Annotated in this window: 19 protein-coding genes; 13 read left to right on the top strand and 6 right to left on the bottom strand. The window is 67.6% G+C overall.

The window, feature by feature from the left end:
- Nucleotides 1-9 precede the first annotated feature (9 nt).
- Nucleotides 10-1107, top strand: a complete 1098-nt coding sequence (gene hppD / locus WS75_RS21375) for a 4-hydroxyphenylpyruvate dioxygenase (protein ID WP_059465128.1) — start codon at nt 10-12, stop codon at nt 1105-1107.
- A 138-nt stretch (nt 1108-1245) separates the two neighbouring features.
- On the opposite strand, the gene WS75_RS21370 is transcribed toward hppD, so the two are convergent.
- Nucleotides 1246-1440, bottom strand: coding sequence for a hypothetical protein (locus tag WS75_RS21370; RefSeq protein ID WP_059682889.1), 195 nt, complete (start codon nt 1438-1440; stop codon nt 1246-1248).
- A gap of 319 nt (nt 1441-1759) precedes the next feature.
- On the opposite strand from WS75_RS21370, the gene WS75_RS21365 reads away from it, so the two are divergent.
- Entirely contained in the window at nt 1760-5350 is a 3591-nt protein-coding gene (locus WS75_RS21365) for an indolepyruvate ferredoxin oxidoreductase family protein (RefSeq protein WP_059682887.1), read from the top strand.
- A gap of 145 nt (nt 5351-5495) precedes the next feature.
- On the opposite strand, the gene WS75_RS21360 is transcribed toward WS75_RS21365, so the two are convergent.
- A complete protein-coding gene (locus WS75_RS21360) occupies nt 5496-7766 on the bottom strand; it encodes an NADP-dependent malic enzyme (protein ID WP_059682885.1) in 2271 nt (756 codons plus the stop codon).
- A 460-nt stretch (nt 7767-8226) separates the two neighbouring features.
- Here WS75_RS21360 and WS75_RS21355 point away from each other — a divergent pair, with 460 nt between their 5' ends.
- From WS75_RS21355 to WS75_RS21325, 7 genes are all read left to right on the top strand, one after another.
- On the top strand, nt 8227-8913 hold the full coding sequence (locus WS75_RS21355) for an orotate phosphoribosyltransferase (RefSeq protein ID WP_006752465.1): 687 nt from the start codon (nt 8227-8229) through the stop codon (nt 8911-8913).
- Nucleotides 8914-9152: 239 nt separating this feature from the next.
- Nucleotides 9153-9755, top strand: coding sequence for a YbhB/YbcL family Raf kinase inhibitor-like protein (locus WS75_RS21350; protein WP_059682883.1), 603 nt, complete (start codon nt 9153-9155; stop codon nt 9753-9755).
- A 216-nt stretch (nt 9756-9971) separates the two neighbouring features.
- Complete coding sequence (locus WS75_RS21345; RefSeq protein WP_044846329.1) at nt 9972-10544, top strand: flavodoxin family protein; 573 nt, start codon at nt 9972-9974, stop codon at nt 10542-10544.
- Nucleotides 10545-10731: 187 nt separating this feature from the next.
- On the top strand, nt 10732-11682 hold the full coding sequence (gene argC, locus WS75_RS21340) for an N-acetyl-gamma-glutamyl-phosphate reductase (RefSeq protein ID WP_059682880.1): 951 nt from the start codon (nt 10732-10734) through the stop codon (nt 11680-11682).
- Between the two features lie 427 nt (nt 11683-12109).
- On the top strand, nt 12110-13528 hold the full coding sequence (locus WS75_RS21335) for a DUF2957 domain-containing protein (RefSeq protein WP_059682879.1): 1419 nt from the start codon (nt 12110-12112) through the stop codon (nt 13526-13528).
- A 161-nt stretch (nt 13529-13689) separates the two neighbouring features.
- Nucleotides 13690-14931, top strand: coding sequence for a DUF2957 domain-containing protein (locus WS75_RS21330; RefSeq protein WP_059682877.1), 1242 nt, complete (start codon nt 13690-13692; stop codon nt 14929-14931).
- A 16-nt stretch (nt 14932-14947) separates the two neighbouring features.
- Entirely contained in the window at nt 14948-15781 is an 834-nt protein-coding gene (locus WS75_RS21325; RefSeq protein WP_059682875.1) for an OmpW/AlkL family protein, read from the top strand.
- A 204-nt stretch (nt 15782-15985) separates the two neighbouring features.
- Here WS75_RS21325 and WS75_RS21320 read toward each other — a convergent pair whose 3' ends face one another.
- On the bottom strand, nt 15986-16906 hold the full coding sequence (locus WS75_RS21320; RefSeq protein WP_059607769.1) for a LysR family transcriptional regulator: 921 nt from the start codon (nt 16904-16906) through the stop codon (nt 15986-15988).
- A gap of 97 nt (nt 16907-17003) precedes the next feature.
- Here WS75_RS21320 and WS75_RS21315 point away from each other — a divergent pair, with 97 nt between their 5' ends.
- Nucleotides 17004-18281: an MFS transporter gene (locus WS75_RS21315; RefSeq protein ID WP_059682873.1), complete on the top strand. Its 1278-nt coding sequence runs from the start codon at nt 17004-17006 to the stop codon at nt 18279-18281.
- Between the two features lie 73 nt (nt 18282-18354).
- On the opposite strand, the gene WS75_RS21310 is transcribed toward WS75_RS21315, so the two are convergent.
- Both WS75_RS21310 and WS75_RS21305 read right to left on the bottom strand, forming a co-directional pair.
- Nucleotides 18355-18996 carry a LysE family translocator gene (locus tag WS75_RS21310; protein WP_059682871.1) on the bottom strand — a complete coding sequence of 214 codons (642 nt, stop codon included), beginning with the start codon at nt 18994-18996 and terminating at the stop codon, nt 18355-18357.
- Nucleotides 18997-19067: 71 nt separating this feature from the next.
- Complete coding sequence (locus tag WS75_RS21305; RefSeq protein WP_257129428.1) at nt 19068-20015, bottom strand: NAD(P)-dependent oxidoreductase; 948 nt, start codon at nt 20013-20015, stop codon at nt 19068-19070.
- Between the two features lie 19 nt (nt 20016-20034).
- Here WS75_RS21305 and WS75_RS21300 point away from each other — a divergent pair, with 19 nt between their 5' ends.
- Nucleotides 20035-20802 (top strand): Mut7-C RNAse domain-containing protein, encoded by a 768-nt coding sequence (locus WS75_RS21300; RefSeq protein WP_059682867.1) that lies wholly within the window; start codon nt 20035-20037, stop codon nt 20800-20802.
- Between the two features lie 78 nt (nt 20803-20880).
- On the opposite strand, the gene WS75_RS34680 is transcribed toward WS75_RS21300, so the two are convergent.
- On the bottom strand, nt 20881-21276 hold the full coding sequence (locus WS75_RS34680) for a hypothetical protein (protein WP_257129427.1): 396 nt from the start codon (nt 21274-21276) through the stop codon (nt 20881-20883).
- A 207-nt stretch (nt 21277-21483) separates the two neighbouring features.
- Between WS75_RS34680 and WS75_RS21290 the strand changes: the two genes are divergently transcribed.
- Nucleotides 21484-22689, top strand: a complete 1206-nt coding sequence (locus tag WS75_RS21290) for an efflux RND transporter periplasmic adaptor subunit (RefSeq protein WP_059682861.1) — start codon at nt 21484-21486, stop codon at nt 22687-22689.
- Nucleotides 22690-22699: 10 nt separating this feature from the next.
- Nucleotides 22700-23398, top strand: coding sequence for an ABC transporter ATP-binding protein (locus WS75_RS21285; RefSeq protein WP_059682921.1), 699 nt, complete (start codon nt 22700-22702; stop codon nt 23396-23398).
- The last annotated feature ends 6 nt before the right edge of the window (nt 23399-23404 follow it).

The raw sequence follows: 23404 nt of genomic DNA, 5'->3' as shown, positions 1-23404 counted from the left end.
AGACACGACATGCAGATCCCCAACTGGGACAACCCCGTCGGCACCGACGGCTTCGAATTCATCGAATACACCGCTCCGGATCCGAAAGCGCTCGGACAACTGTTCGAACGGATGGGTTTCACCGCGATCGCGCGCCATCGCCACAAGGACGTGACGGTCTACCGCCAGGGCGACATCAACTTCATCATCAACGCCGAACCCGATTCGTTCGCGCAACGCTTCGCACGCCTGCACGGCCCGTCGATCTGCGCGATCGCGTTCCGCGTGCAGGACGCCGCGAAGGCGTACAAGCACGCGCTCGAGCTCGGCGCGTGGGGCTTCGACAACAAGACGGGCCCGATGGAGCTGAACATCCCGGCGATCAAGGGCATCGGCGATTCGCTGATCTACTTCGTCGACCGCTGGCGCGGCAAGAACGGCGCGCAGCCCGGCGCGATTGGCGACATCAGCATCTACGACGTCGACTTCGAGCCGATCGCCGGCGCGAACCCGAACCCGGTCGGCCACGGCCTCACCTACATCGACCACCTGACGCACAACGTGCATCGCGGCCGCATGCAGGAATGGGCCGAGTTCTACGAGCGCCTGTTCAACTTCCGCGAAGTGCGGTACTTCGACATCGAAGGCAAGGTGACCGGCGTGAAGTCGAAGGCGATGACCTCGCCGTGCGGCAAGATCCGGATCCCGATCAACGAGGAAGGCTCGGACACGGCCGGCCAGATTCAGGAATACCTCGACGCGTACCACGGCGAAGGCATCCAGCACATCGCGCTCGGCACGAACGACATCTACGGCGCGGTCGACGGCCTGCGCGGCAAGGGCGTGAAGTTGCTCGACACGATCGACACGTATTACGAGCTGGTCGACCGCCGCGTGCCGAACCACGGCGAATCGCTGGACGAACTGAAGAAGCGCAAGATCCTGATCGACGGCGCCCGCGACGACCTGCTGCTGCAGATCTTCACCGAGAACCAGATCGGCCCGATCTTCTTCGAGATCATCCAGCGCAAGGGCAATCAGGGCTTCGGCGAAGGCAACTTCAAGGCGCTGTTCGAATCGATCGAACTCGACCAGATCCGCCGCGGCGTGGTCCAGGACAAGGCCTGACGCAGACGGCCGCCCGGCGCCCGACGGCCGGGGCCGCGCGAGCCTCGGCGACACATGAAAAAAGGGCGGGAATCTTGCGATTCCCGCCCTTTTTGCTTTTTGCCTCGTTCCGGCGCGGCCCGGCGCCGCGCGAACGGATCAACGCACGTTCGCCTTCGACACGACGACGCGCGCGGCTGCCGACTGCGCGTCGGCAGCCTGCGCCGGCGCGATCTGACGCATCTGCGCGCCGGCTGCCGCCAGTGCGCTCGCGCCTTGCGCGCGCACCGGGCCGGTCATCGCGAAAAACGCGGCGGACACGATCAGGAAACTCTGGACATGACGTGTGTTCATTGCACCTCCTTTAAAACTGCCGGCGCCTCCCCGGCTGCGTCGAAACGGGCCGACGCGGCCGGGCACCTCCGGCAGGCCGACAAGATTAACGGCATTTGTACGAAGATGGGGCCAGCTTTACATGCTTTTACATGATGTAACGCATCGCCGCGCGCCGTTTCGTCGACCCGTCGCTGCACGTCGGCCGGTGGGCGGCGGGTTTATCCCAGTGCTACCATCACTCAAAACCGGCCAATATGCCGGCCACTGCCGACACGTCCACAAGACGTCGACGCAATCGAAGTTTTGGTGATCCCAAACTGGGTGGAGGAGACAGTTAATGAATGCCCCGCTAGACGCAGGCCAACGCGCGTCGCTCGAAGCCGCGCTGAAGTCCGTCACGCTTGACGACAAATACACCCTCGAACGCGGCCGCGCGTACATGAGCGGTATCCAGGCGCTCGTGCGCCTGCCGATGCTCCAGCAGGAGCGCGACCGCGCCGCCGGCCTCAACACGGCCGGCTTCATCTCCGGTTATCGCGGTTCACCGCTCGGCGGCCTCGATCTCTCGCTCTGGAAGGCCAAGCAGCACCTCGCGGCCCACCAGATCGTCTTCCAGCCCGGTCTCAACGAAGATCTCGCCGCCACCGCCGTGTGGGGCTCGCAGCAGGTGAACCTGTACCCCGGCGCGAAATACGACGGCGTGTTCGGCATGTGGTACGGCAAGGGCCCGGGCGTCGACCGCACCGGCGACGTCTTCAAGCACGCGAACTCGGCCGGCTCGTCGCAGCACGGCGGCGTGCTCGTGCTGGCCGGCGACGACCACGCGGCGAAATCGTCGACGCTCGCTCACCAGTCCGAACACATCTTCAAGGCCTGCGGGCTGCCGGTGCTGTTCCCGTCCAATGTGCAGGAATATCTCGACTTCGGCCTGCACGGCTGGGCGATGAGCCGCTACTCGGGCCTGTGGGTCGCGCTCAAGTGCGTGACGGACGTGGTCGAATCGTCGGCATCGGTCGACATCGACCCGCATCGCACCGAGATCGTGCTGCCGACCGACTTCATCCTGCCGGAAGGCGGCCTGAACATCCGCTGGCCGGACCCGCCGCTCGTCCAGGAAGCGCGGCTGCTCGACTTCAAGTGGTACGCGGCGCTCGCGTACGTGCGCGCGAACAAGCTCGACCGGATCGAGATCGACTCGCCGAATGCGCGCTTCGGGATCATGACGGGCGGCAAGGCGTACCTCGACGTGCGCCAGGCGCTGACGGACCTCGGTCTCGACGACGAAACCTGCGCGCGGATCGGCATCCGCCTGTACAAGGTCGGCTGCGTGTGGCCGCTCGAGGCACAGGGCGCGCAGGCGTTCGCGCGCGGCCTCGACGAAATCCTCGTCGTCGAGGAAAAGCGCCAGATCCTCGAATACGCGATCAAGGAAGAACTGTACAACTGGCCCGATGCGCAGCGCCCGCGCGTGTTCGGCAAGTTCGACGAGAAGGACGGCGCCGGCGGCGAATGGTCGGTACCGATGGGCAACTGGCTGCTGCCCGCGCACTACGAACTGTCGCCCGCGATCATCGCGAAGGCGATCGCGACGCGCCTCGAGAAGTTCGAGCTGCCGTCCGACGTGCGCGCGCGCATCGCCGCGCGGCTCGCGGTGATCAACGCAAAGGAAATGGCGCTCGCGAAGCCGCACGTGCAGACCGAGCGCAAGCCGTGGTTCTGCTCGGGCTGCCCGCACAACACGTCGACCAACGTGCCGGAAGGCTCGCGCGCGATCGCCGGGATCGGCTGCCACTACATGACGGTCTGGATGGACCGCAACACGAGCACCTTCAGCCAGATGGGCGGCGAAGGCGTGCCGTGGATCGGCCAGGCGCCGTTCACGGACGAGAAGCACGTATTCGCGAACCTCGGCGACGGCACCTATTTCCACTCGGGCCTGCTCGCGGTGCGCGCGGCGATTTCGTCGAAGGCGAACATCACCTACAAGATCCTCTACAACGACGCGGTCGCGATGACGGGCGGCCAGCCGGTCGACGGCGTGCTGACGGTGCCGCAGATCACGCACCAGCTTGCGTCGGAAGGCGCGAAGAAGATCGTGATCGTCACCGATGAACCGGAGAAGTACGACGGCCAGAAGGCGCTCGTAGCACCGGGCGTGACGATCCATCACCGCGACCAGCTCGACGAGGTGCAGCGCGAGCTGCGCGAGATCGAAGGCACGACGATCCTGATCTACGACCAGACCTGCGCGACCGAGAAGCGCCGCCGACGCAAGCGCGGCACGTATCCGGATCCGGCGAAGCGCGTCGTGATCAACGACGCGGTGTGCGAAGGCTGCGGCGACTGCTCGGTGCAGTCGAACTGCCTGTCGGTCGAGCCGCTTGAAACCGAATTCGGCACGAAGCGCCAGATCAACCAGTCGAGCTGCAACAAGGACTTCTCGTGCGTCAAGGGCTTCTGCCCGAGCTTCGTCACGGTCGAAGGCGGCCAGCTGAAGAAGCCCAAGGCCGTGTCGGTGGAAGGCGGTGCGCTGCCGCCGATTCCGGAGCCGACGCTGCCGGCGATCGACCGTGCCTACGGCGTGCTCGTCACGGGTGTGGGCGGCACGGGCGTCGTCACGATCGGCGCGCTGCTCGGGATGGCCGCGCACCTGGAGAACAAGGGCGTGACCGTGCTCGACGTCACAGGCCTCGCGCAGAAGGGCGGCGCCGTGATGAGCCACGTGCAGATCTCGCACGCGCCGACCGACATCCACGCGACGCGGATCGCGATGGGCGAAGCCGACCTCGTGATCGGCTGCGACGCGATCGTCACGGCTGGCGACGAATGCACGTCGCGCATGCGCCATGACGCGACACGCGTGGTCGTCAACAGTGCGCAGACGCCGACCGCCGAGTTCATCAAGAACCCGAACTGGGCGTTCCCGGGCCTGTCCGCGGAAAACGACATCCGTGCGGCGGCGGGTGAAGCCGTCGACTTCATCGACGCGAACCGCTTCGCAGTCGCGCTGCTCGGCGACGCGATCTACACGAACCCGTTCGTGCTCGGCTACGCGTGGCAGAAGGGCTGGCTGCCGCTCACGCTTGCGTCGCTCGTCCGTGCGATCGAGCTGAATGCGGTATCGGTCGAGAAGAACCGTGCGGCATTCGACTGGGGCCGCCGCGCCGCGCACGACCTCGCGAGCGTGAAGCAGGCCGCGGCCGGCGACGCACGCCCGGCGCAAGGCGCCACGGTGATCGCGCTGCACACGAAGAAGGCGGTCGACGCCCTGATCGCGAAGCGCGTGGAATTCCTCACCGCGTACCAGAACGCCGCCTACGCAGCACGCTATGCGGCCTTCGTCGACAAGGTGCGGGCAGCCGAGCGTACGCTGGCAGACGGCGACACGATGCAGGAGCAACTGACCGAAGCGGTCGCGCGCAACCTGTTCAAGCTGATGGCGTACAAGGACGAATACGAGGTCGCGCGGCTGCAGTCCGATCCGGCGTTCCTCGCGCGCCTGTCGTCGCAGTTCGAAGGCGACTGGAAACTGAAGTTCCATCTCGCGCCGCCGCTGTTCGCGAAGACGGACGCGCATGGCCATCTCGTGAAGAAGGCGTACGGCCCGTGGATGCTGTCGGCGTTCCGGTTGCTCGCGAAGGCAAAGTTCCTGCGCGGCACGGGCCTCGACCCGTTCGGCCGCACCGAGGAGCGCCGCACCGAGCGCGCACTGATCGGCGAGTACGAAGCGCTGATCGACGAAGTGCTGGCCAGGCTGAACGCGGCCAACCGCCCGCTCGCGCTCGAGCTGGCGGCGCTGCCGGACGGCATTCGCGGCTACGGCCACGTGAAGGAGAACAACCTGCGCGCGGTACGCCAGAAGTGGAACACGTTGCTCGCGAAGTGGCGTTCGCCGACGGGCGGGCAGTCGCATCAGCAGGTCGCGTAACGGCGCAAGGCGGGCGTTCGCGGTCGGGACGTCCGCCTCCGCGCGGTGGGCGATGGGCGGTTCACAAAAAAAACGCCACGGAACGCAGGTTCCGTGGCGTTTTTCATTGCGCCGCGCGCGATGCGCGGCACACGCGGGCGCGAACTTACTTCGTGTTCGCGTTCGCGGCGGCCACTGCCGTCATGTTGATGATCCGGCGCACGGTGGCGGCCGGCGTCAGGATGTGGACCGGCTTCGCCGCGCCGAGCAGGAGCGGGCCGACCGTCACGCCTTCGCCGCCGACCATCTTCAGCAGGTTGTATGCGATGTTCGCCGCTTCGACGTTCGGCATGATCAGCAGGTTCGCTTCGCCCGACAGCGTCGTGCCCGGGAATGCGGCCTTGCGGACCGCTTCCGACAGCGCCGCGTCGCCGTGCATTTCGCCGTCGACCTCGAGGTTCGGCGCACGCTCGCTGATCAGCTTGCGGGCTTCGGCCATGCGGCGCGACGACGCCGACGGCGCGCTGCCGAAGTTCGAGTTCGACAGCAGCGCGGCCTTCGGCGCGATGCCGAAGCGCTCGATCTCGGCGGCCGCCTGGATCGTCATGTCGGCGAGCTGTTCGGCGCTCGGCAGTTCGTTCACGTACGTGTCGCACAGGAACAGGTTGCGGCCCGGCAGCATCAGCAGGTTCATCGCCGCGAAGTGCTCGGCGCCCTTCGCGCGGCCCAGCACCTGCTCGATGAACTTCAGGTGGCTGTGGAACGTGTCGATCATCCCGCAGATCATCCCGTCCGCGTCGCCCAGATGCACGAGCATCGCGCCGATCAGCGTGTTGAACTTGCGCATCGCGGCCTTCGCGACTTCCGGCGTGACGCCGTCGCGCGCGCCGATCTCGTGGTAGGCCTGCCAGTAGCGGTGGTAGCGCGTGTCGTCTTCCGGATTCACGATCTCGAAATCGACGCCGGCCTTCAGCTTCGAGCCGATCTTCTGCAAGCGCATCTCGATGACCGACGGACGGCCGACGATGATCGGCTTCGCGATCTTTTCCTGCAACACGAACTGCGCGGCGCGCAGCACGCGCTCGTCCTCGCCCTCGGCGAACACGATGCGCGCCTGCTTCTTCTTCGCGGTCGCGAACACCGGACGCATCACCATGCCGGTGCGGTAGACGGTCGCGCCGAGCTGCTCGCGGTATGCGTCCATGTCCTGGATCGGACGCGTGGCGACGCCCGAATCCATCGCGGCTTGCGCGACGGCCGGCGCGATCTTGATGATCAGGCGCGGATCGAACGGCTTCGGAATCAGGTATTCCGGCCCGAACTCGAGCGAGTGGCCTTCATACGCCTTCGCGACTTCCTCGCTCTGGTCGGTCTCCTCGGCCAGCTCGGCGATCGCGCGCACGCACGCGAGCTTCATTTCTTCCGTGATCGTCGTCGCGCCGACGTCGAGCGCGCCGCGGAAGATGAACGGGAAGCACAGCACGTTGTTGACCTGGTTCGGATAGTCCGAACGGCCGGTCGCGACGATCGCGTCCGGGCGCACGGCCTTCGCGTCTTCCGGGCGGATTTCCGGTTCCGGGTTCGCAAGCGCCAGGATCAGCGGGCGGTCGCCCATCGTCTTGACCATGTCCTGCTTCAGCACGCCCGCGCTCGAGCAGCCGAGGAACACGTCAGCGCCGACGATCGCGTCGGCGAGCGTGCGCGCGTCGGTGGCAGCCGCATAGCGCTGCTTCGACGGGTCGAGGTTGCCGCGCCCTTCGTAGATCACGCCCTTCGAGTCGGCGACGAGGATGTTCGACTTCGTGAGACCCAGGTTCACCAGCAGGTCCAGACACGCGATCGCCGCCGCGCCCGCGCCCGAGCACACGAGCTTCACTTCGGACAACTTCTTGCCGACCACCTTCAGGCCGTTCAGGATCGCAGCCGACGCGATGATCGCGGTGCCATGCTGGTCGTCGTGGAAGACGGGAATCTTCATGCGCTCGCGCAGCTTCTGCTCGATGTAGAAGCATTCCGGCGCCTTGATGTCCTCGAGGTTGATGCCGCCGAGCGTCGGCTCGAGCATCGCGATCGCCTCGACCAGCTTGTCGGGGTCGGATTCCGACAGTTCGATGTCGAACACGTCGATGCCCGCGAACTTCTTGAACAGGCAGCCCTTGCCTTCCATCACCGGCTTCGCGGCCAGCGGGCCGATGTTGCCGAGGCCCAGCACGGCCGTGCCGTTGGTGATGACGCCGACGAGGTTGCCGCGCGACGTGTACTTCTGCGCGTCGAGCGGATCGGCGTGGATCGCCTCGCACGCGGCGGCGACGCCCGGCGAATACGCGAGCGACAGATCGAGCTGGTTCGACAGCGGCTTGGTCGGGGTGACCGAAATCTTGCCGGGTTTCGGGTTCAGGTGATAAGCGAGAGCGGCCTGCTTCAGTTGTTCGTCCATGATTGACCTGCGAGAGACATGCGAAATTTTGACGGTTCAGTACACAGCACCTTGGGCCGCGTCTACTTGAATCGAAGGGATGGTCGACTGCGAGACGGCACGCAGCGCGCCGGGTCGGCACGCCATCGAACCTTGGCGGGTGGCAAGAGGGAAGTACAAAGTACTGAACGATTTCTAAGGGTCGCCTAGTGTACACCCCGCGCATGACGCATGTTGGTGCAGCGCCGCAACCTTTGCATCGGCGCGCGAGCGGTCCGGCCCCGCTTGTTTCGCCGGTGGTGAGCCAAGCGGCGAATCCGCGCGAATTCCGCCGAAAACCGGCCTGAATCGGGTAAAATAGCCGGCTACGCGCGCAGCGATGCGATTGGCCGTCCGATCGCGCCCCGGCCCCCTGGGCAGGTTCCCCTTGCTGCGCCACCGGGCCCGCGCCCGCTCTTCGCTCATCACCCAAGGAATGCCCATGACAGGCTACGATCGTCAGTCGATCTCGGATACGACCGCCAAAATCCTGCTCGAAGTACAGGCAGTGCACTTCAATGCAGAAAAACCGTTCATCTTCACGTCCGGCTGGGCAAGCCCCGTCTATATCGACTGCCGCAAGCTGATCTCGTACCCGCGCGTGCGCCGTGCGCTGATGGAAATGGCGGAAACGACGATCATGCGCGACGTCGGCTTCGAGCAGATCGACTCGGTGGCGGGCGGCGAGACGGCCGGCATCCCGTTCGCGGCATGGCTCGCGGACCGGATGATGGTGCCGATGCAGTACGTTCGCAAGAAGCCGAAGGGTTTCGGCCGCAACGCGCAGATCGAAGGCCATCTGGAAGAAGGCTCGCGCGTGCTGCTCGTGGAAGACCTGACGACCGACAGCCGCAGCAAGATCAACTTCGTCAACGCGCTGCGCACCGCGGGCGCGACGGTGAACCACTGCTTCGTGCTGTTCCACTACAACATCTTCAAGGAAAGCGTGTCGGTCCTGAAGGACATCGACGTCGACCTGCACGCGCTGGCGACCTGGTGGGACGTGCTGCGCGTCGCGAAGGCCTCGGGCTACTTCGAGACCAAGACGCTCGACGAAGTCGAGAAGTTCCTGCACGCGCCGGCCGAGTGGTCGGCCGCGCACGGCGGCGCGACGGCGCCGAAGGAGTAATGCCGGGCCGGCACGCAGCCGGCACCCTGGCCGAACGAGCCGCTCGCCTGATCGCGAGCGGCTTTTTTTCGTCCACCGATCCGCATCGGGACCGGCCCGCATCGCGGGCCGCGGCATGCATCGCGCATCGAACCCTAATGCTAGACTTGATCCATCGTCGCCATCAGCTGCGCAGGCAACGCACAACGCCAACAATGCCGGGAGCATCAGCCCGGCCCACGTGACGGGAGAAGCGCCATATGCGTGTGGATCGCCGGATCACTTCGCCTGCGTCCCCGGGTCGTCCTTCGCCGTTCATCGCCGCCCTTGCCTGCGCCGCCGCGTGCGTCGCATTCGCCGTCCTGCCCGCGCGGGCGGAAGGCCCGTTCACCGTGTCGAGCAACGACCTGACGGCCGGCGGGCGCGTCGGCGCCGCGAACGTGTTCGACCGCGGCGACTGCAAGGGCGACAATCGCTCGCCGCAACTCAGCTGGCGCAACCCGCCCCCCGGCACGCACGGCTACGCGATCACGATCTTCGATCCCGATGCGCCGGGACACGGGTGGTGGCACTGGGCCGTCGCCGGCATCCCGGCAAACGTCACGAGCCTGCCGGCCGACGCGAGCGCGTCGGGCTTCCTGCGCCGCATCGGCGCGAGCGAGGCGCGCAACGACTTCGGGATCGACGGCTACGGCGGCCCGTGCCCGCCGCCCGGCAAGCCGCACCGCTACGTGATCACCGTCTATGCGCTGAAGGGCACGGACCTGCGCGTCGCGCAGGGGCGCCCCGCGCCGATGTTCGAGCACGAGATCGGCACGCTGACGATCGGCACCGCGCGGCTCACGGTCACTTACGGACAGTGAGCGCTCACGCGCCGCCGCCCGCCCCGTTGCGCGTGTCTCCGGCGTCGATCGCCCGCGCCCGCGCCTTTCCCCGCCCCGCCTGCGTGCTTTTCTCCCGTCATTTCGGCTTGCTAGACTCGGCGTCACCGGTCGCGGCATCCCGCCGCGCATCCGTCGCGGCGCGTGACGCGGCAGGCCGCGACGCCCGCCGTTTCGTCCCCTTCCGGAGAACGCTTCATGTCGAACATCGTCATCGTCTATCACAGCGGCTACGGTCACACACAGAAACTGGCCGACGCCGTCCACGCAGGCGCGCAGGACGCCGGCGCCACCGCACGCCTGATCGCCGTCGGCGAACTCGACGACGCGGGCTGGGCCGCGCTCGACGCGGCGGACGCGATCGTCTTCGGCGCGCCGACCTACATGGGCGGCCCGTCCGCGCAGTTCAAGCAGTTCGCCGATGCCACGTCGAAGCCGTGGTTCACGCAGAAATGGAAGGACAAGATCGCCGCGGGCTTCACGAACTCCGCGACGATGAACGGCGACAAGTTCTCGACCATTCAGTATTTCGTCACACTGGCGATGCAGCATGGGATGGTGTGGGTCGGCACGGGCATGATGCCGGCCAACTCGAAGGCGGCCACCCGCAACGACATCAACTACGTCGGCGGCTTCACGGGCCTGCTCGCGCAGTCGCCGGCGGACGCGACGCCCGACGAGGGCCCGCTGCCGGGCGACCTCGAGACCGCGAAGGCGTTCGGCCGGCGCGTCGCAGAGGCGACCGCCCGCTGGCTGGCCGGCGGCCGCTGAACGCGGCGGCACGCGCGCCCGGTCGCGCCGCCGGTGACGCGGCCATGCCGCGCAGGCGCGCGAGCGCGGTACGAGACGGCCCGCGGGCCGTCTTTTTTTCGCCCCGTGCGGTGCAGGCCCGCCGGATGAGGTCTTAAAATGGCGGTTTCAGGGCGCCGCGGCTCCCGTTTCATTCAGCGAGAACGAAATGAGCACCAAAGTTTTTGTCGACGGCCAGGAAGGTACGACCGGCCTGAAGATCTTCGAATACCTGTCGGCGCGCAACGACATCGAGATCCTGCGCATCGATGAAGCGAAGCGCAAGGACGTCGACGAGCGCCGCCGCCTGATCAACGCATCGGACGTCACGTTCCTGTGCCTGCCGGACGTCGCGTCGCGCGAATCGGCATCGCTGGTCGAGAACCCGAACACGACGCTGATCGACGCGAGCACCGCGTTCCGCACGAACGCCGACTGGGCGTACGGCCTGCCGGAACTGACGCGCGCGCAGCGCGAGAAGATTCGCACGTCGAAGCGCATCGCCGTGCCGGGCTGCCATGCATCGGCGTTCGTGCTCGCGATGCGCCCGCTCGTGGATGCCGGCATCGTCGCGCCGACCTTCGCCGCGCACAGCTACTCGATCACCGGCTACAGCGGCGGCGGCAAGTCGATGATCGCCGAATACGAAAACGCGGCCCCGGGCGGCAAGCTCGCGAGCCCGCGTCCGTACGCGCTCGCGCTTGCGCACAAGCACCTGCCGGAAATGGCCGCGCACACGGGCCTCGCGCACGCGCCGATCTTCACGCCGATCGTCGGCCCGTTCCTGAAGGGCCTGGCCGTGACGACCTACTTCTCGCCCGAACAGCTCGCGAAGCGCGCGACGCCGCAGGACGTGCAGCGCGTGTTCGCCGAGTACTACGCGGACGAACCATTCGTGCGCGTCGCGCCGTTCAACGCGGATGCGAACCTCGACAGCGGCTTCTTCGACGTGCAGGCGAACAACGACACGAACCGCGTCGACCTGTTCGTGTTCGGCAACGAAGAGCGCTTCGTCACGGTCGCGCGCCTCGACAACCTGGGCAAGGGCGCATCGGGCGCCGCGATCCAGTGCATGAACCTCAACATCGGCGCCGCCGAGGATGCAGGCCTCAAACGCTGATTGCGCTTGCATGCGATGCAAAGCCGGCCGCTGGCCGGCTTTTTATTTTCCCGCATCAGGCAATCAATAAAATCCGGTTCGCACATTTACAAATATTTACAAGCTTTCCATTGCGCGATTACCGATGAATTAATTACCCGAATTCTCTCCAGTCAATCCCGAATAGGGATAAACCGGATACCGCCGCTTTAAACGCTGCCGTTATACGCGTGAGGGCCTCGAGAGCCGTCCGAGCGTGGCAGCCACCCCACTCCGGCAGCACTCCAGCACCCTTCACGCGTTTTAATTCTTACTGAAATCCCGATCCTGCGAGGATTCATCGCGTGCACGCTGTTTCAATCGTCTTTTTTAGACGAGTTCATCAATTGACAGCAAAAATCCAGGCAGCGACATTAGCTCGCACAATTAAACGATTGGAGACAGCGGCATGTCGCACGCCTTATCGAAGGGGGTGGCAACGGCCTTTGCCATCGCCCCTTTCCTGATCGCCTGTGGTGGAGGGGACGGCGGCTCGCCCGCGCCCATCGAAGCACCCCAATGTTCCGGATCGAGTTGCGGCACGCAAGGGCCGCCGCCGTCGCAGCCGATAAACGGCGCGCTGTGCCCGGCCGACGCCGACATCGTCAAGAGCACGTACCTCGGCGGCGCCGGTAGCGGCGAGATCGTCAGCGTCAACATCGACGCGGTCGCGATGACGTACACGCTCAAGTGGCTCGAGTCGCCGATTCCGCTCGCGACCGGCACGGTCACGCCGAGCCGCGCTGGCACGACGATCACCGGCAAGGTCGTCCACCCGCCGACCGGCACGCTGCCGACCGCGGAACAGACGCGCTGCGCGTTCGTGCTCACGCCGGGTTCGGGCACGGCACCGAACGGCTCGACCTATTCGACGGCCGCCGACTTCAACCAGGCGAACCCGCCGATGCTGCTGGTCGGCATGGGCGTGGCGGGCGGCGGCATCCCCGGCGCGACGGTTCAGTACGACGGGCTGACGATCATCCCGGGCGTGATCCAGAACGTCGGGCAGGTGCCCAATCGCCACTTCGACTTCTATCCGTTCCTCGGCTTCGCGAACACGACGACCGACCTCACGAAGCTGCCGGGCACGTACAACGCGCTGATTTACCACCTTGTGCCGTCGGGTAACTACGCGACGAAGGGCACGAATTCGAGCGAGACGTTCGACGCGAACGGCGCATGCACGTCGACGAATGCCGGCGGCTGCCAGACGACCGGCGATCCATGGACAGTGAACGCGACCGGCGGCTACCTCAACAGCGCGAAGGCGCCGCAGATCCTGCCGCAGACGAAGCTGCCGCTGATCGGCGCAACCGGCAAGTCGGCCACCGCGCACATGGTGATCGGCCAGCTCAACGGCGCGACCGTGCCGGTGGTCGTGCGCACGGGCAACGTGAACCTCGGCACGCCGCCGCTGCATACCGACGCGCAGGTCGACGACGAATCGGGCATCGCGGTGCTCGGCGCGGCGACCGCGATCCAGTCGGGCGCGATCGACGGCGGCTACGCGGGCGCCGATTCGAACTTCAAGTACACGGCCGCACTGATCCGCGGCAGCAACGCGTCGTTCATCAACCCGACCACGCAGGCAGAGGAAGACGCCTTCACGCTCGACTACGGCCAGGGAACGCCGGGCCTGCTCAACGCGACGACGACGCCGGCAAGCGGTGCGACCTATCCGTCCGCATCGGGCGTGGTGATCGCGACGGGCGGCCTGTACGCGGCGCTCATCCAGGGCACGGTGAACGGCGGCGTCACGTCGACGTCGGCGAACTCGAGCACGTCGTCGACACCGTACTTCGGCGTGGGCGCACAGATCAGCAAGTAACGATCGGGGACGCGGCGGCGCTCGATAGGCCGCCGCGGGATGCAGGGAAGGCACGAAAGACGGCGCCCCGGCACGGCGCAGGCAGCACGAGCACAAGCACAAGCAACAGAAGCGGTCGACAGGGAGCCGGCCGCCTGACAAGACAAATCTGGAGGAGCAACATGAAGCGCAACCTCGTTCTGGCGGCGGCCCTTGCCGCCCCCCTTCTTTCCGCATGTGGTGGCGGCAGCGACAATCCGCCCCCGCTCGTCGAAGACCGGCTCTGCCCCGCGACGCTCGACTACAGCACCGTGTTTACCGGCGGCGCGGGCAGCGGCGAACTGGCCAAGGTCCAGCTCGATACGACCAAGATGACCTGGCAGGTCACCTATGTCGAATCGGCGGTTCCGCAAAAGACCGGCACCGTCACGCCGACCCGCGCGGGCACCGTCGACAGCGGCACGCTCACGCAGGAAACGCTGCTGCCGACCAACAAGCTGAACCAGTGCGCGTTCCGGCTGAATGGCGCGAGCCTCGATGCGTCGCGCCCGGCGCGCATCTTCGTCGGCTTCGGCGTGGCGGGCGGCACGATTCCAGGCAAGGAAATCCAGTTCGACGGCGTGCTCGGCCAGGCCGCGGTGCCCGACACGAAATTCCCGTACTACCCGTTCATCGGCTTCTCGTCGATCGAAACCGACATCACGAAGGTCGCGGGCACTTACAGCCACATCGGCTTCGGCGAAGTGCCGTCGCAGAAATTCGCGCCGGCGTCGATCGACGCCAAGGTAACGATCAACGCGGACGGCACGTGGACCAAGTGCGACACGACCGGCCAGTTCGCCGGCGGCGCGTGCATGCAGCAGGGCACGAACTTCGTGCAGTCGGCCGACGGCAGCGGCGCGTTCCAGAGCAACAACTACCAGAGCCAGCTGAAGCCGACGCTGTCGGCGACGCCGCAGGGCAAGGGCTTCATGATCGTCGGCAAGCTGCGCAACCAGCTGGTGCCGATCCTCGTGCGCACGGGCGTCGCGAACCCGAACCCGACGCCCGACAACAACGGCGTGCCGGGCCTGACCGCCGACGACGAATCGAGCATCTCGATCCTCTCGCCGCAGACCGCGATCGCGGCCGGCTCGCAGAACGGCGAATACATCGGCGTCGACAGCCAGTTCGACTACCGGACCACCGCGCTGATCAACAACCAGGCCACGCTGCTCGATCCGTTCCAGCCGTCGCAGGCATCGCTCGCGACCGCGCTCGACCTGGACTACACGCAGACGGTGCCGGGCACGGTCACGACGATCCACACGGGTTCGGGCAGCACGTCGCCGACCGGCAAGTTCATCTTCACGGGTGGCGTGTTCGGTTTCCTCGACAACGCGGGTTCGACGCCGTATTTCACGATCGGCGCGTTCGTCCAGTAAGCGGAGGCAAGCCGTGATGAAGAGGACCCTTCTTTGCGCGGCGGCCGGCGCCGCCACCCTGGCGCCGCTCGCGGCGCACGCGCAGAGCGCCGGCAGCAACGTCGTCACGCTGGGCTGGTTCCACGTGATGCCGCAGCAAAGCAGCACGCCGATGACGACCAACGTCGCGCCGACGCCGATCAACACGCCGCTGCGGCTGCCGCCGTCGTTCACGTCGCCGGGCACCGGGCTGCGCACGAGCGGTGCCGACACCGTCGGCCTGACGGTCAGCCACTTCCTGACCGACCACATCGCGGTCACGTCGGTGGCCGGCGTGCCGCCGGTGTTCAAGGTGTCGGGCCAGGGCACGATCAAGCCGCCCGGCCCGGCCGGCGCGCTCGGCACGCAGAACATCGGGCTGGCGTCGGTGAACCCGATCGTGAAGAGCGTGCGGCAGTGGAGCCCGGCCGTGCTGCTGCAGTACTACTTCGGGCAGGCGACCGCGAAGTTCCGGCCGTTCCTCGGCCTCGGCGTGTCGTACAACTGGTTCAGCGACCTGCAGCTCAACACGAACTTCATCAAGCAGACGCAGGACAACCTCGGCGCGATTCTCGCGGCGGGCGCGGGCAAGCCGGGTACGACATCGGTGGAGGCGAAGGCGTCGTCGTCGTGGCAGCCGGTGTTCAACGCGGGCCTGCAGTACAACATGACGGAGCATTTCGGGCTGATCGCGTCGGTGACCTACATCCCGCTGAAGACGACGTCGACGGTGACGATCAAGGCGGCCGACGGCACGGTGCTCGCCGAGTCGAAATCGGACCTGAAGGCCGACCCGATCATCAGCTATGTCGGGATGACCTACAAGTTCTGACGCCGACAACGGAGGACGGACAGAGGACGAATGGATGGCCCGTGCAAAAAACGCGGGCAAAAAAAAGCCCGCCTAAGAGGCGGGCTGAATCCATATCAGAGGAGACATGGAGGAGACAGGTGTAACTATAGCGAATTGATTTCCGCATTGCAACATTTCCGTAGAGAAAATCAGGATTTTCCCTCGAATGCGTACTCTAGCGCGTTAGTTCGCATCCGACCCCTTCTCATTCTCCCGGTCGAGCACCGCTCCCAGCGCATCGCGCAGCAGCGCGACCGGCCGTGTCAGGCGGCCCGGCAACGCACCGTGCACGATCCACACGTTGATCCGCGTCTCCAACCCTGCCGTTTCCACCACCCTCAGTGCATCGCGATGCGCACTGCGCGCCAGCGCATTCGGCGACGCGATCCCGATGCCCGCACCGCGCGCGACGAGCGACAACTGCAACTCCGAACCGAACGCCTCGACCGCGACGTCGAACGGCAGCCCGGCCGCGCCGAGCGCACGGCTCAGCGCCGAACGCATCCCGCAGCCGTCCTGGCTCAGCACCCACGGAAAACCCGACAGCACATCGAGCGACAGAGGGCCGTCCGGCAGCGGGAAGTCGCGCGCGGCGACGAGCACGGTCGGCTGCGTGCCGAGCAGCGTGGCCGTCAGCGTGTCGGGTAGCGCCGCGCTGGTCGGCACCATGACCGTCGCGACATCGAGCGTGCCGCGCTCGATGCCCTGCACCAGCGCCGGCGACCAGCCTGCCGTCACGCGCAGCGTCAGTCGCGGAAACGTGTCGCGCAGCTGGTCGATCGGCCGCTCGAGTGCCAGCTCGGACAGGAACGGCGGCACGCCGATGCGCAGTTCGCCGGACGGCTCGCTGTCGGGTGCGCCAGCCGCCATCAATTCGTCGACCGCACCCAGCACGTTGCGCGCGAGCGCATAGACGTCGCGGCCGGCGGCCGTGGGCTTCAGCGGCTTGCTCTGCCGCTCGAGCAGCGGCATGCCCAGCAGCGTCTCGAGGTTCTGCACGCGTCGCGTGAGGCCCGGTTGCGTCAGATGGAGCTTCGCGGCGGCGGCGACCATCGACCCGCTGTCGACTACCGCGACGAACGCCTGGAGATCACGCGTATTCAAAGCAAACTCGCATAATCATGTTAGACATATTTCAATTGTCGCATAAACATCGGGCACCTACGATGGGACTTCCTTCGCTCAAGACCCGAGGCCTCCGATGAACTGCCCTGTCGATTCCTGCCCGCCCGCCGGTCACCCCGCGCGCGGCGCACCGCCCGTGCTCAGTGCAGGCATGACGCTCTTCTTCGCCGCGACGGTCGGCGTGATCGTGATGGACCTGTTCGCGGCGCAGCCGCTGACCGGCACGATCAGCGCTGACCTGCAGCTGCCGCCCGGCCTCACGGGCCTCGTCGCGATGCTGCCGCAGCTCGGGTACGCAGCGGGCCTCGTGCTGCTGGTGCCGCTCGTCGACCTGCTCGAGAACCGCCGTCTGATCGTGGCGACGCTCGTCGCGTGCGCGACCGCGCTCGCGCTGCCGGCGTTCACGCGGTCCGGCACCGTCTTCCTGCTCGCGACGCTGGCCGCGGGCGCCGCGTCGAGCGTGATCCAGATGCTGGTGCCGATGGCCGCGTCGATGGCGCCCGAAGCGCAGCGCGGGCGGGCAGTCGGCAACGTGATGAGCGGATTGATGCTCGGCATCCTGCTGTCGCGGCCACTCGCCAGCCTGATCGCGGGCACGGCCGGCTGGCGTGCGTTCTACGCGCTGGCCGCGCTCGCGAACGCGTCGATCGCGGCGGTGCTCGCGCGGCGCCTGCCGCCGCGCGTACCGCCGGTGACGGCCGGCTATCGCGCGCTGCTCGCGTCGATGGGCCGCCTGCTGGCCGACGAGCCGGTGCTGCGCCGACATGCGCTGTCGGCCGCGCTCGCGATGGCCACGTTCAGCGCGTTCTGGACCGCCGTCGGGCTGCGGCTCGCGCAGCCGCCGTTCGGCCTCGACCTGCACGGAATCGCGCTGTTCGCATTCGCCGGCGCAAGCGGTGCGATCGTCACACCGTTGGCCGGCCTCGCCGGCGATCGCGGCCACGGCCCGGCCGCGCAGCGCATCGCGCACGTGACGATGCTCGCCGCGCTCACCGTGCTCGGCATCGCCGGCGCCGGCTGGTTCGGCTTCGATGCGCACGCGCACCGCGGGCTCGCGCTGGCGCTGCTGGCCAGCGGCGCGGCGCTGCTCGACGCGGGCGTGATCGTCGACCAGACGATCGGCCGCCGGGAAATCAACCTGCTGAATCCGGCCGCGCGCGGGCGTCTGAACGGGCTGTTCGTCGGGTTGTTCTTCGTCGGCGGGGCGCTCGGCGCGGCGCTCGCGGGCAGCGCATGGGCGTGGGGCGGGTGGAGCGCCGTGTGCGGCGTCGGCTTCGCGTTCGCAGGCGCGGCAGCGGCGTTCAGCTTGTCGGCGAGCCGCCGGGCCTCCGCCGCCGCCTGGCCGCGCGCGTGACGCGGGCCCGGACAGGAAAACGCCCCGCCCTCTGACGAGGTGCGGGGCGTCCGGCGGACCGCGCGGGCTTAATTCAGTGACGGACCAGCGCCATCATCGCACCGAAACCGACGAAGATGCCGCCCGTCAGCCGGTTGAAGACCTTCGCGACGCTCTGGCTCTTCAGCGTCGCGCCGATGCGCGTGCCGAACGACGCGTAGACGAGATACCAGCTGACCTCGATCACCGCGAACGTGACGACGAGGATGCCGAACTGCGGCAGCGTCGACTCGGATGCGTTGATGAACTGCGGCAGCAGCGCGGCCGCGAACAGGATCGCCTTCGGGTTGCTGCCCGCGACCAGGAAACCGTTGCGGAACAGCGCCGAGCGCGATGCCGACGCGACCTGGCGCGACACGGTTTCGACGTCGGCGGCAGGCTGTTCGTCGTCGACGCGCGCGCGCCACGCCTTCACGCCGAGATAGATCAGGTAGGCCGCGCCCGCAAAGCGCAACGTGTTGAACATCGCCGGCCAGGCCTCGAGCACGGCACCGAGGCCCGCCGCCGACACCGACAGCATCAGCACCAGCGCGGTGAGACAGCCGGCCATCGTCCACGCCGAACGCCGCAGCCCGTGCCGCGCGCCGTGGGTCATCACGAGCAGCATGTTCGGACCCGGAATCGCCGACACGACGAACACCGTCGCCACGAAAAGCCACCACGTATGCAGGTTCATGACCACCCCGAACGAAAGAGAAACGAAATGTCGATTATGCCGCGCGCGCGGCGTGTCTGTCCCGCGCCGGCTCAGCGGCCCGCGCGGCGCAGCGCAACTTCGCCGAGCACCGCGAAGTCCTGTTCGCCGCCGCCGTGCGCGAGCGCATCGAGCAGGCTGTCGCGCACGACGCTCGCCACCGGCAGCGGGACCGACGCGGCGTCGCCGGCCTGCAGCGCGAGCCGCACGTCCTTCAGCCCGAGGCGCGCCTTGAAACGCGCGGGCTCGTAGCTGCGCTCGGCGATCATCCCGCCATAGCCTTCGTAGACGGGCCCCGGAAACACGCTGTTCGTGATGACGTCGAGGAAGTCGCGCATCGCGACGCCGTGCGCGCCGAGCAGCGCGGACGCCTCGCCAAGCGTCTCGATCGCCGACGCGAGCGTGAAATTCGCGGCGATCTTCGCGACGTTCGCGTGCTGCGGCAGCGAGCCGAAGCGCCAGGTCTTCTGGCCGATCGCGTCGAACAGCGGCTGCACGCGGTCGATTGCCTCGGCCGGGCCGCCGGCCATGATCGTCAGGCGCGCGGCGGCCGCGACGTCCGGACGCCCCATCACGGGCGCGGCGACGTACGCGAGGCCGCGCGACGCATGCGCGTGCGCGAGCGACTCGGCGAGCGCGACCGACACCGTGGCCATGTTCACGTGGATCAGGCCGCGCGGCGCCTGCGCGAGCAGCGCGTCGTCGAATACTTCGCGCGCCGCGGCATCGTCGGCGAGCATCGAGAAAACGGCATCGCCGCGAAACGCGTCGGCAGGCGTCGCGACGATCTGTGCGCCGAGCGCGGCGAGCGGCTCGGCGCGCTCGCGCGACCGATTCCAGACCCGCACGGCATGCCCCGCCTTCAGCAGGTTCGTCGCGATCGCCTGCCCCATTTCGCCCAGCCCGATAAATCCGAGATCCATTTCCCCGCTCCTTCGACTCGTGAAGCGTCGAGTTAAACACAGATGGCGGTGACCTGCAGCCCCCGCGACCGGCTGCACGCGGTGCGATACTGCCCGGATGGCGACCGCGATCTTCCGCTTCCACGGTGAACTGAACGCATTTCTCGCTCGCGCCCAGCGCGAGCGCGCGTTCGCGCACGCTTTTTCCCGCGACGCGACGGTCAAACATGCGATCGAGGCGCTCGGCGTCCCGCATACGGAAATCGGCCGGCTCTGCGTGAACGGCGCACCGTCCGCCCTCGACCGGCCGCTCGGCGACGGCGACCGCGTCGACATCCATCCGGAGCGCGCGCAGCCGTCGGCCGCATCCCCGCTGCCGCAACCGGATCGCTGGCGCTTCGTCGCCGACGCGCACCTCGGCGGCCTTGCGCAGCTGCTGCGCCTCGCCGGCTTCGACACCTGCTACGACAACCACTACCGCGACGACGAACTCGTCGCGCTCGCCTCGCGCGAAGGCCGGATCGTGCTGACACGCGACCGCGAGCTGCTGAAGCGCCGCGCGGTCGCACGCGGCTGCTACCTGCACGCGCAGCAGCCGGACGCGCAGTTGCGCGAGCTGTTCGCACGGCTCGACCTCGCGCCGCACATGTGGCCGTTCCGGCTGTGCCTGCGCTGCAACGCGCCGCTGCACGCGCTCGATGCGGCGGACGCCGCGCCGCGCGTGCCGGCCGGCGTCCGGCAGCGGCACCGGCGCTTTGCCGCGTGCGACGTGTGCCAGCGGGTGTTCTGGGAAGGATCGCACTGGCGCCGGATGCGCGCCGTGGTCGACGCGATGCGCGCGCCGCCGGCCGGTGCCCCCGACGTTCCGGACGTGGCGGACGCCTGAAAAAACAAAACCCCGCATGCCGAAGCGTGCGGGGTTTCGCGACGGATCGCTGGCAGCGCCAGCGCCGACGAAGCGCGCTTAGTTCGCTGCGCCCGCGTCGTTCGTGCCGGCGGCCGAAGCGGCTGCGGCCTTCGCCTTGCCCTTTGCCGAACCGTGGTGCTTCAGCATGTGCTTCGGCTTGGTGTGATCCTTCTTCATCGGTGCGGAAGCAGGTGCCATCGCGCCTGCCGGAGCCGACGCCGACTCCTGTGCGAATGCCGAAACCGATGCGAGAGCAATTGCTGCGGTCATGATCGAAGCGAGCGTCTTCTTCATTGTTCTTCCTTTAGCGGAGAAAAAGTCAAACGTACCGGTAAGAGATGCGAGGCATCCGCATCGGAACATCAGTCGCGCCGGATCGCCGGTCGCCGCCGGGCGGGTCGGCTCATGCCTTTTCGCCTCGACAAATACTGACGCACTGGGTCCATAACGCATCGCCCGCGCGACGAGTTGACATGCGGCGTGCATCCCTCGGGTTTCCCCGGGGGCGCCGGTTTCGGGCCCGCGCGATGCGCCGCGGGACGTGTATCAATCGTCCGACAAACCGTCTCTCGCGCCCGCCGCGGCGACGCTATACTGGCCTCCTTCCGTCCCAACCGGACGCGGCCGGTCACGGACCGCCGCCGTCGCGAGGCGCCCAAATTGCCCGATCACAATCTGGACAAACTGAAAATCGACCGGCGTCCTGTCGCAACCGCGCCACGCCGGCGCCGGTGGGTCCGCTATGCGGTCGCCGCCGCGCTCGTCATCGTCGCGATCGTTGCCGTGCTGGCGCTCACCGGCCGCCCGACGGTCGACACGACCGCCGTCACGTCCGCCTACCCGTACCAGAACGACACCCAGCTCAACGCGACCGGCTACGTCGTGCCGCAGCGCAAGGCCGCGGTCGCGTCGAAAGGCCAGGGGCGCGTCGAATGGCTCGGCGTGCTCGAAGGCACGCGCGTGAAAAAGGACGAGATCATCGCGCGGCTCGAAAGCAGCGACGTAGAAGCGTCGCTGGCGCAGGCACGCGCCCAGGCGCAAGTCTCCCGTGCCAACCTCGGCGTCGCTCAGGCGGAGCTGAAGGACGCGGAGATCGCGCTGCGCCGCACCGCCGCGCTCGCGCCGAAGGGCGCGGTGCCGGCCGCACAGCTCGACATCGACACGGCCCGCGTGAACAAGGCGCGCGCATCGCTCAACAGCGACGAGGCCGCGATCGCGTCCGCCGAGGCCAATGCGCAGGCCGCGCAGGTCGCGGTCGATCAGACGGTGATCCGCGCGCCATTCGACGGCATCGTGCTGGCAAAGCACGCGAACGTCGGCGACAACATCACGCCGTTCTCGTCCGCGTCGGACAGCAAGGGCGCGGTCGTGACGATCGCCGACATGGACACGCTCGAAGTCGAGGCCGACGTCGCCGAATCGAACATCGCGAAGATCCGCGCGGAGCAGCCGTGCGAGATCCAGCTCGACGCGCTGCCCGACATGCGCTTCGCGGGGCGCGTGTCGCGCATCGTGCCGACCGTCGACCGGTCGAAGGCGACGGTGCTCGTGAAGGTGCGTTTCGTCGACCGCGACGAGCGCGTGCTGCCCGACATGAGCGCGAAGATCGCGTTCCTGTCGAAGCCCGCGTCGCCGCAGGACCGGCAGCCGGTGACGGCCGTGCAGGCGAGCGCGGTGGTCGAGCGCGACGGCCGGCCGGTCGTGTTCGTCGTGAAGGACGACACCGTGCATGCAACGGCGGTGACCAAGGGCGCGCGGATCGGCGAACTCGTCGCGATCGGCGGCGTGAAGCCGGGCGACACGGTCGTGCTCGCGCCGGGCGCGAAGCTGAAGGACGGCGCGAAAGTGGCCGTCGCGAAGAAGTAACGTGGCGCGCGTGAACGACGCCTCGCCGCCGCTCGTCGAGATCAGCCACGTCGCGAAGTCGTACCGGCGCGGCAACCAGGTCGTGCCGGTGCTGACCGACATCACGCTCGACATCGGCGAAGGCGACTTCGTCGCGCTGATGGGGCCGTCGGGTTCCGGCAAGAGCACGCTGCTCAATCTCGTCGCCGGCATCGACCGGCCCGACAGCGGCGAGCTGCGCGTGGGCGGCCTCGACATCTCGCGGCTCGAGGAGGCGCAACTGGCCGAATGGCGTGCGGCGAACGTCGGCTTCATCTTCCAGTTCTACAACCTGATGCCCGTGCTCACCGCATTCGAGAACGTCGAGCTGCCGCTGATGCTCACGCACCTGTCGCGCCGCGAACGGCGCGAGCGCGTCGAGATGGTGCTCGACATGGTGAATCTCGGCGACCGGACGACCCATTACCCGTCCGAGCTGTCGGGCGGCCAGCAGCAGCGCGTCGCGATCGCGCGCGCGTTGATCACCGATCCGGTGCTGATCGTCGCCGACGAGCCGACCGGCGACCTCGACCGCGCATCGGCCACCGACGTGCTCGCGATGCTGCAGCGGATGAACGCCGAGCTCGGCAAGACGATCATCATGGTGACCCACGATGCGCACGCCGCCGCCGCCGCGCGCTCGCTCGTGCATCTGGAAAAAGGGGAGCTGATCGATGGGCACGCCGTCTGACGGACG

This window comes from Burkholderia sp. FL-7-2-10-S1-D7, from assembly GCF_001524185.1.
Taxonomy (GTDB): domain Bacteria; phylum Pseudomonadota; class Gammaproteobacteria; order Burkholderiales; family Burkholderiaceae; genus Burkholderia; species Burkholderia diffusa.
This window is presented reverse-complemented; position numbering and strand designations above follow the sequence as displayed.

Bases quoted from the DNA above. Each gene is read 5' to 3' on its own strand.
- WS75_RS21370 (WP_059682889.1), bottom strand. From the start codon at position 1,440: ATGAACACACGTCATGTCCAGAGTTTCCTGATCGTGTCCGCCGCGTTT.
- WS75_RS21350 (WP_059682883.1), top strand. From the start codon at position 9,153: ATGCGTGTGGATCGCCGGATCACTTCGCCTGCGTCCCCGGGTCGTCCT.
- hppD (WP_059465128.1), top strand. From the start codon at position 10: ATGCAGATCCCCAACTGGGACAACCCCGTCGGCACCGACGGCTTCGAA.
- WS75_RS21335 (WP_059682879.1), top strand. From the start codon at position 12,110: ATGTCGCACGCCTTATCGAAGGGGGTGGCAACGGCCTTTGCCATCGCC.
- argC (WP_059682880.1), top strand. From the start codon at position 10,732: ATGAGCACCAAAGTTTTTGTCGACGGCCAGGAAGGTACGACCGGCCTG.
- WS75_RS21325 (WP_059682875.1), top strand. From the start codon at position 14,948: ATGAAGAGGACCCTTCTTTGCGCGGCGGCCGGCGCCGCCACCCTGGCG.
- WS75_RS21315 (WP_059682873.1), top strand. From the start codon at position 17,004: ATGAACTGCCCTGTCGATTCCTGCCCGCCCGCCGGTCACCCCGCGCGC.
- WS75_RS21330 (WP_059682877.1), top strand. From the start codon at position 13,690: ATGAAGCGCAACCTCGTTCTGGCGGCGGCCCTTGCCGCCCCCCTTCTT.
- WS75_RS34680 (WP_257129427.1), bottom strand. From the start codon at position 21,276: ATGCGTTATGGACCCAGTGCGTCAGTATTTGTCGAGGCGAAAAGGCAT.
- WS75_RS21345 (WP_044846329.1), top strand. From the start codon at position 9,972: ATGTCGAACATCGTCATCGTCTATCACAGCGGCTACGGTCACACACAG.
- WS75_RS21360 (WP_059682885.1), bottom strand. From the start codon at position 7,766: ATGGACGAACAACTGAAGCAGGCCGCTCTCGCTTATCACCTGAACCCG.
- WS75_RS21300 (WP_059682867.1), top strand. From the start codon at position 20,035: ATGGCGACCGCGATCTTCCGCTTCCACGGTGAACTGAACGCATTTCTC.
- WS75_RS21355 (WP_006752465.1), top strand. From the start codon at position 8,227: ATGACAGGCTACGATCGTCAGTCGATCTCGGATACGACCGCCAAAATC.
- WS75_RS21310 (WP_059682871.1), bottom strand. From the start codon at position 18,996: ATGAACCTGCATACGTGGTGGCTTTTCGTGGCGACGGTGTTCGTCGTG.
- WS75_RS21365 (WP_059682887.1), top strand. From the start codon at position 1,760: ATGAATGCCCCGCTAGACGCAGGCCAACGCGCGTCGCTCGAAGCCGCG.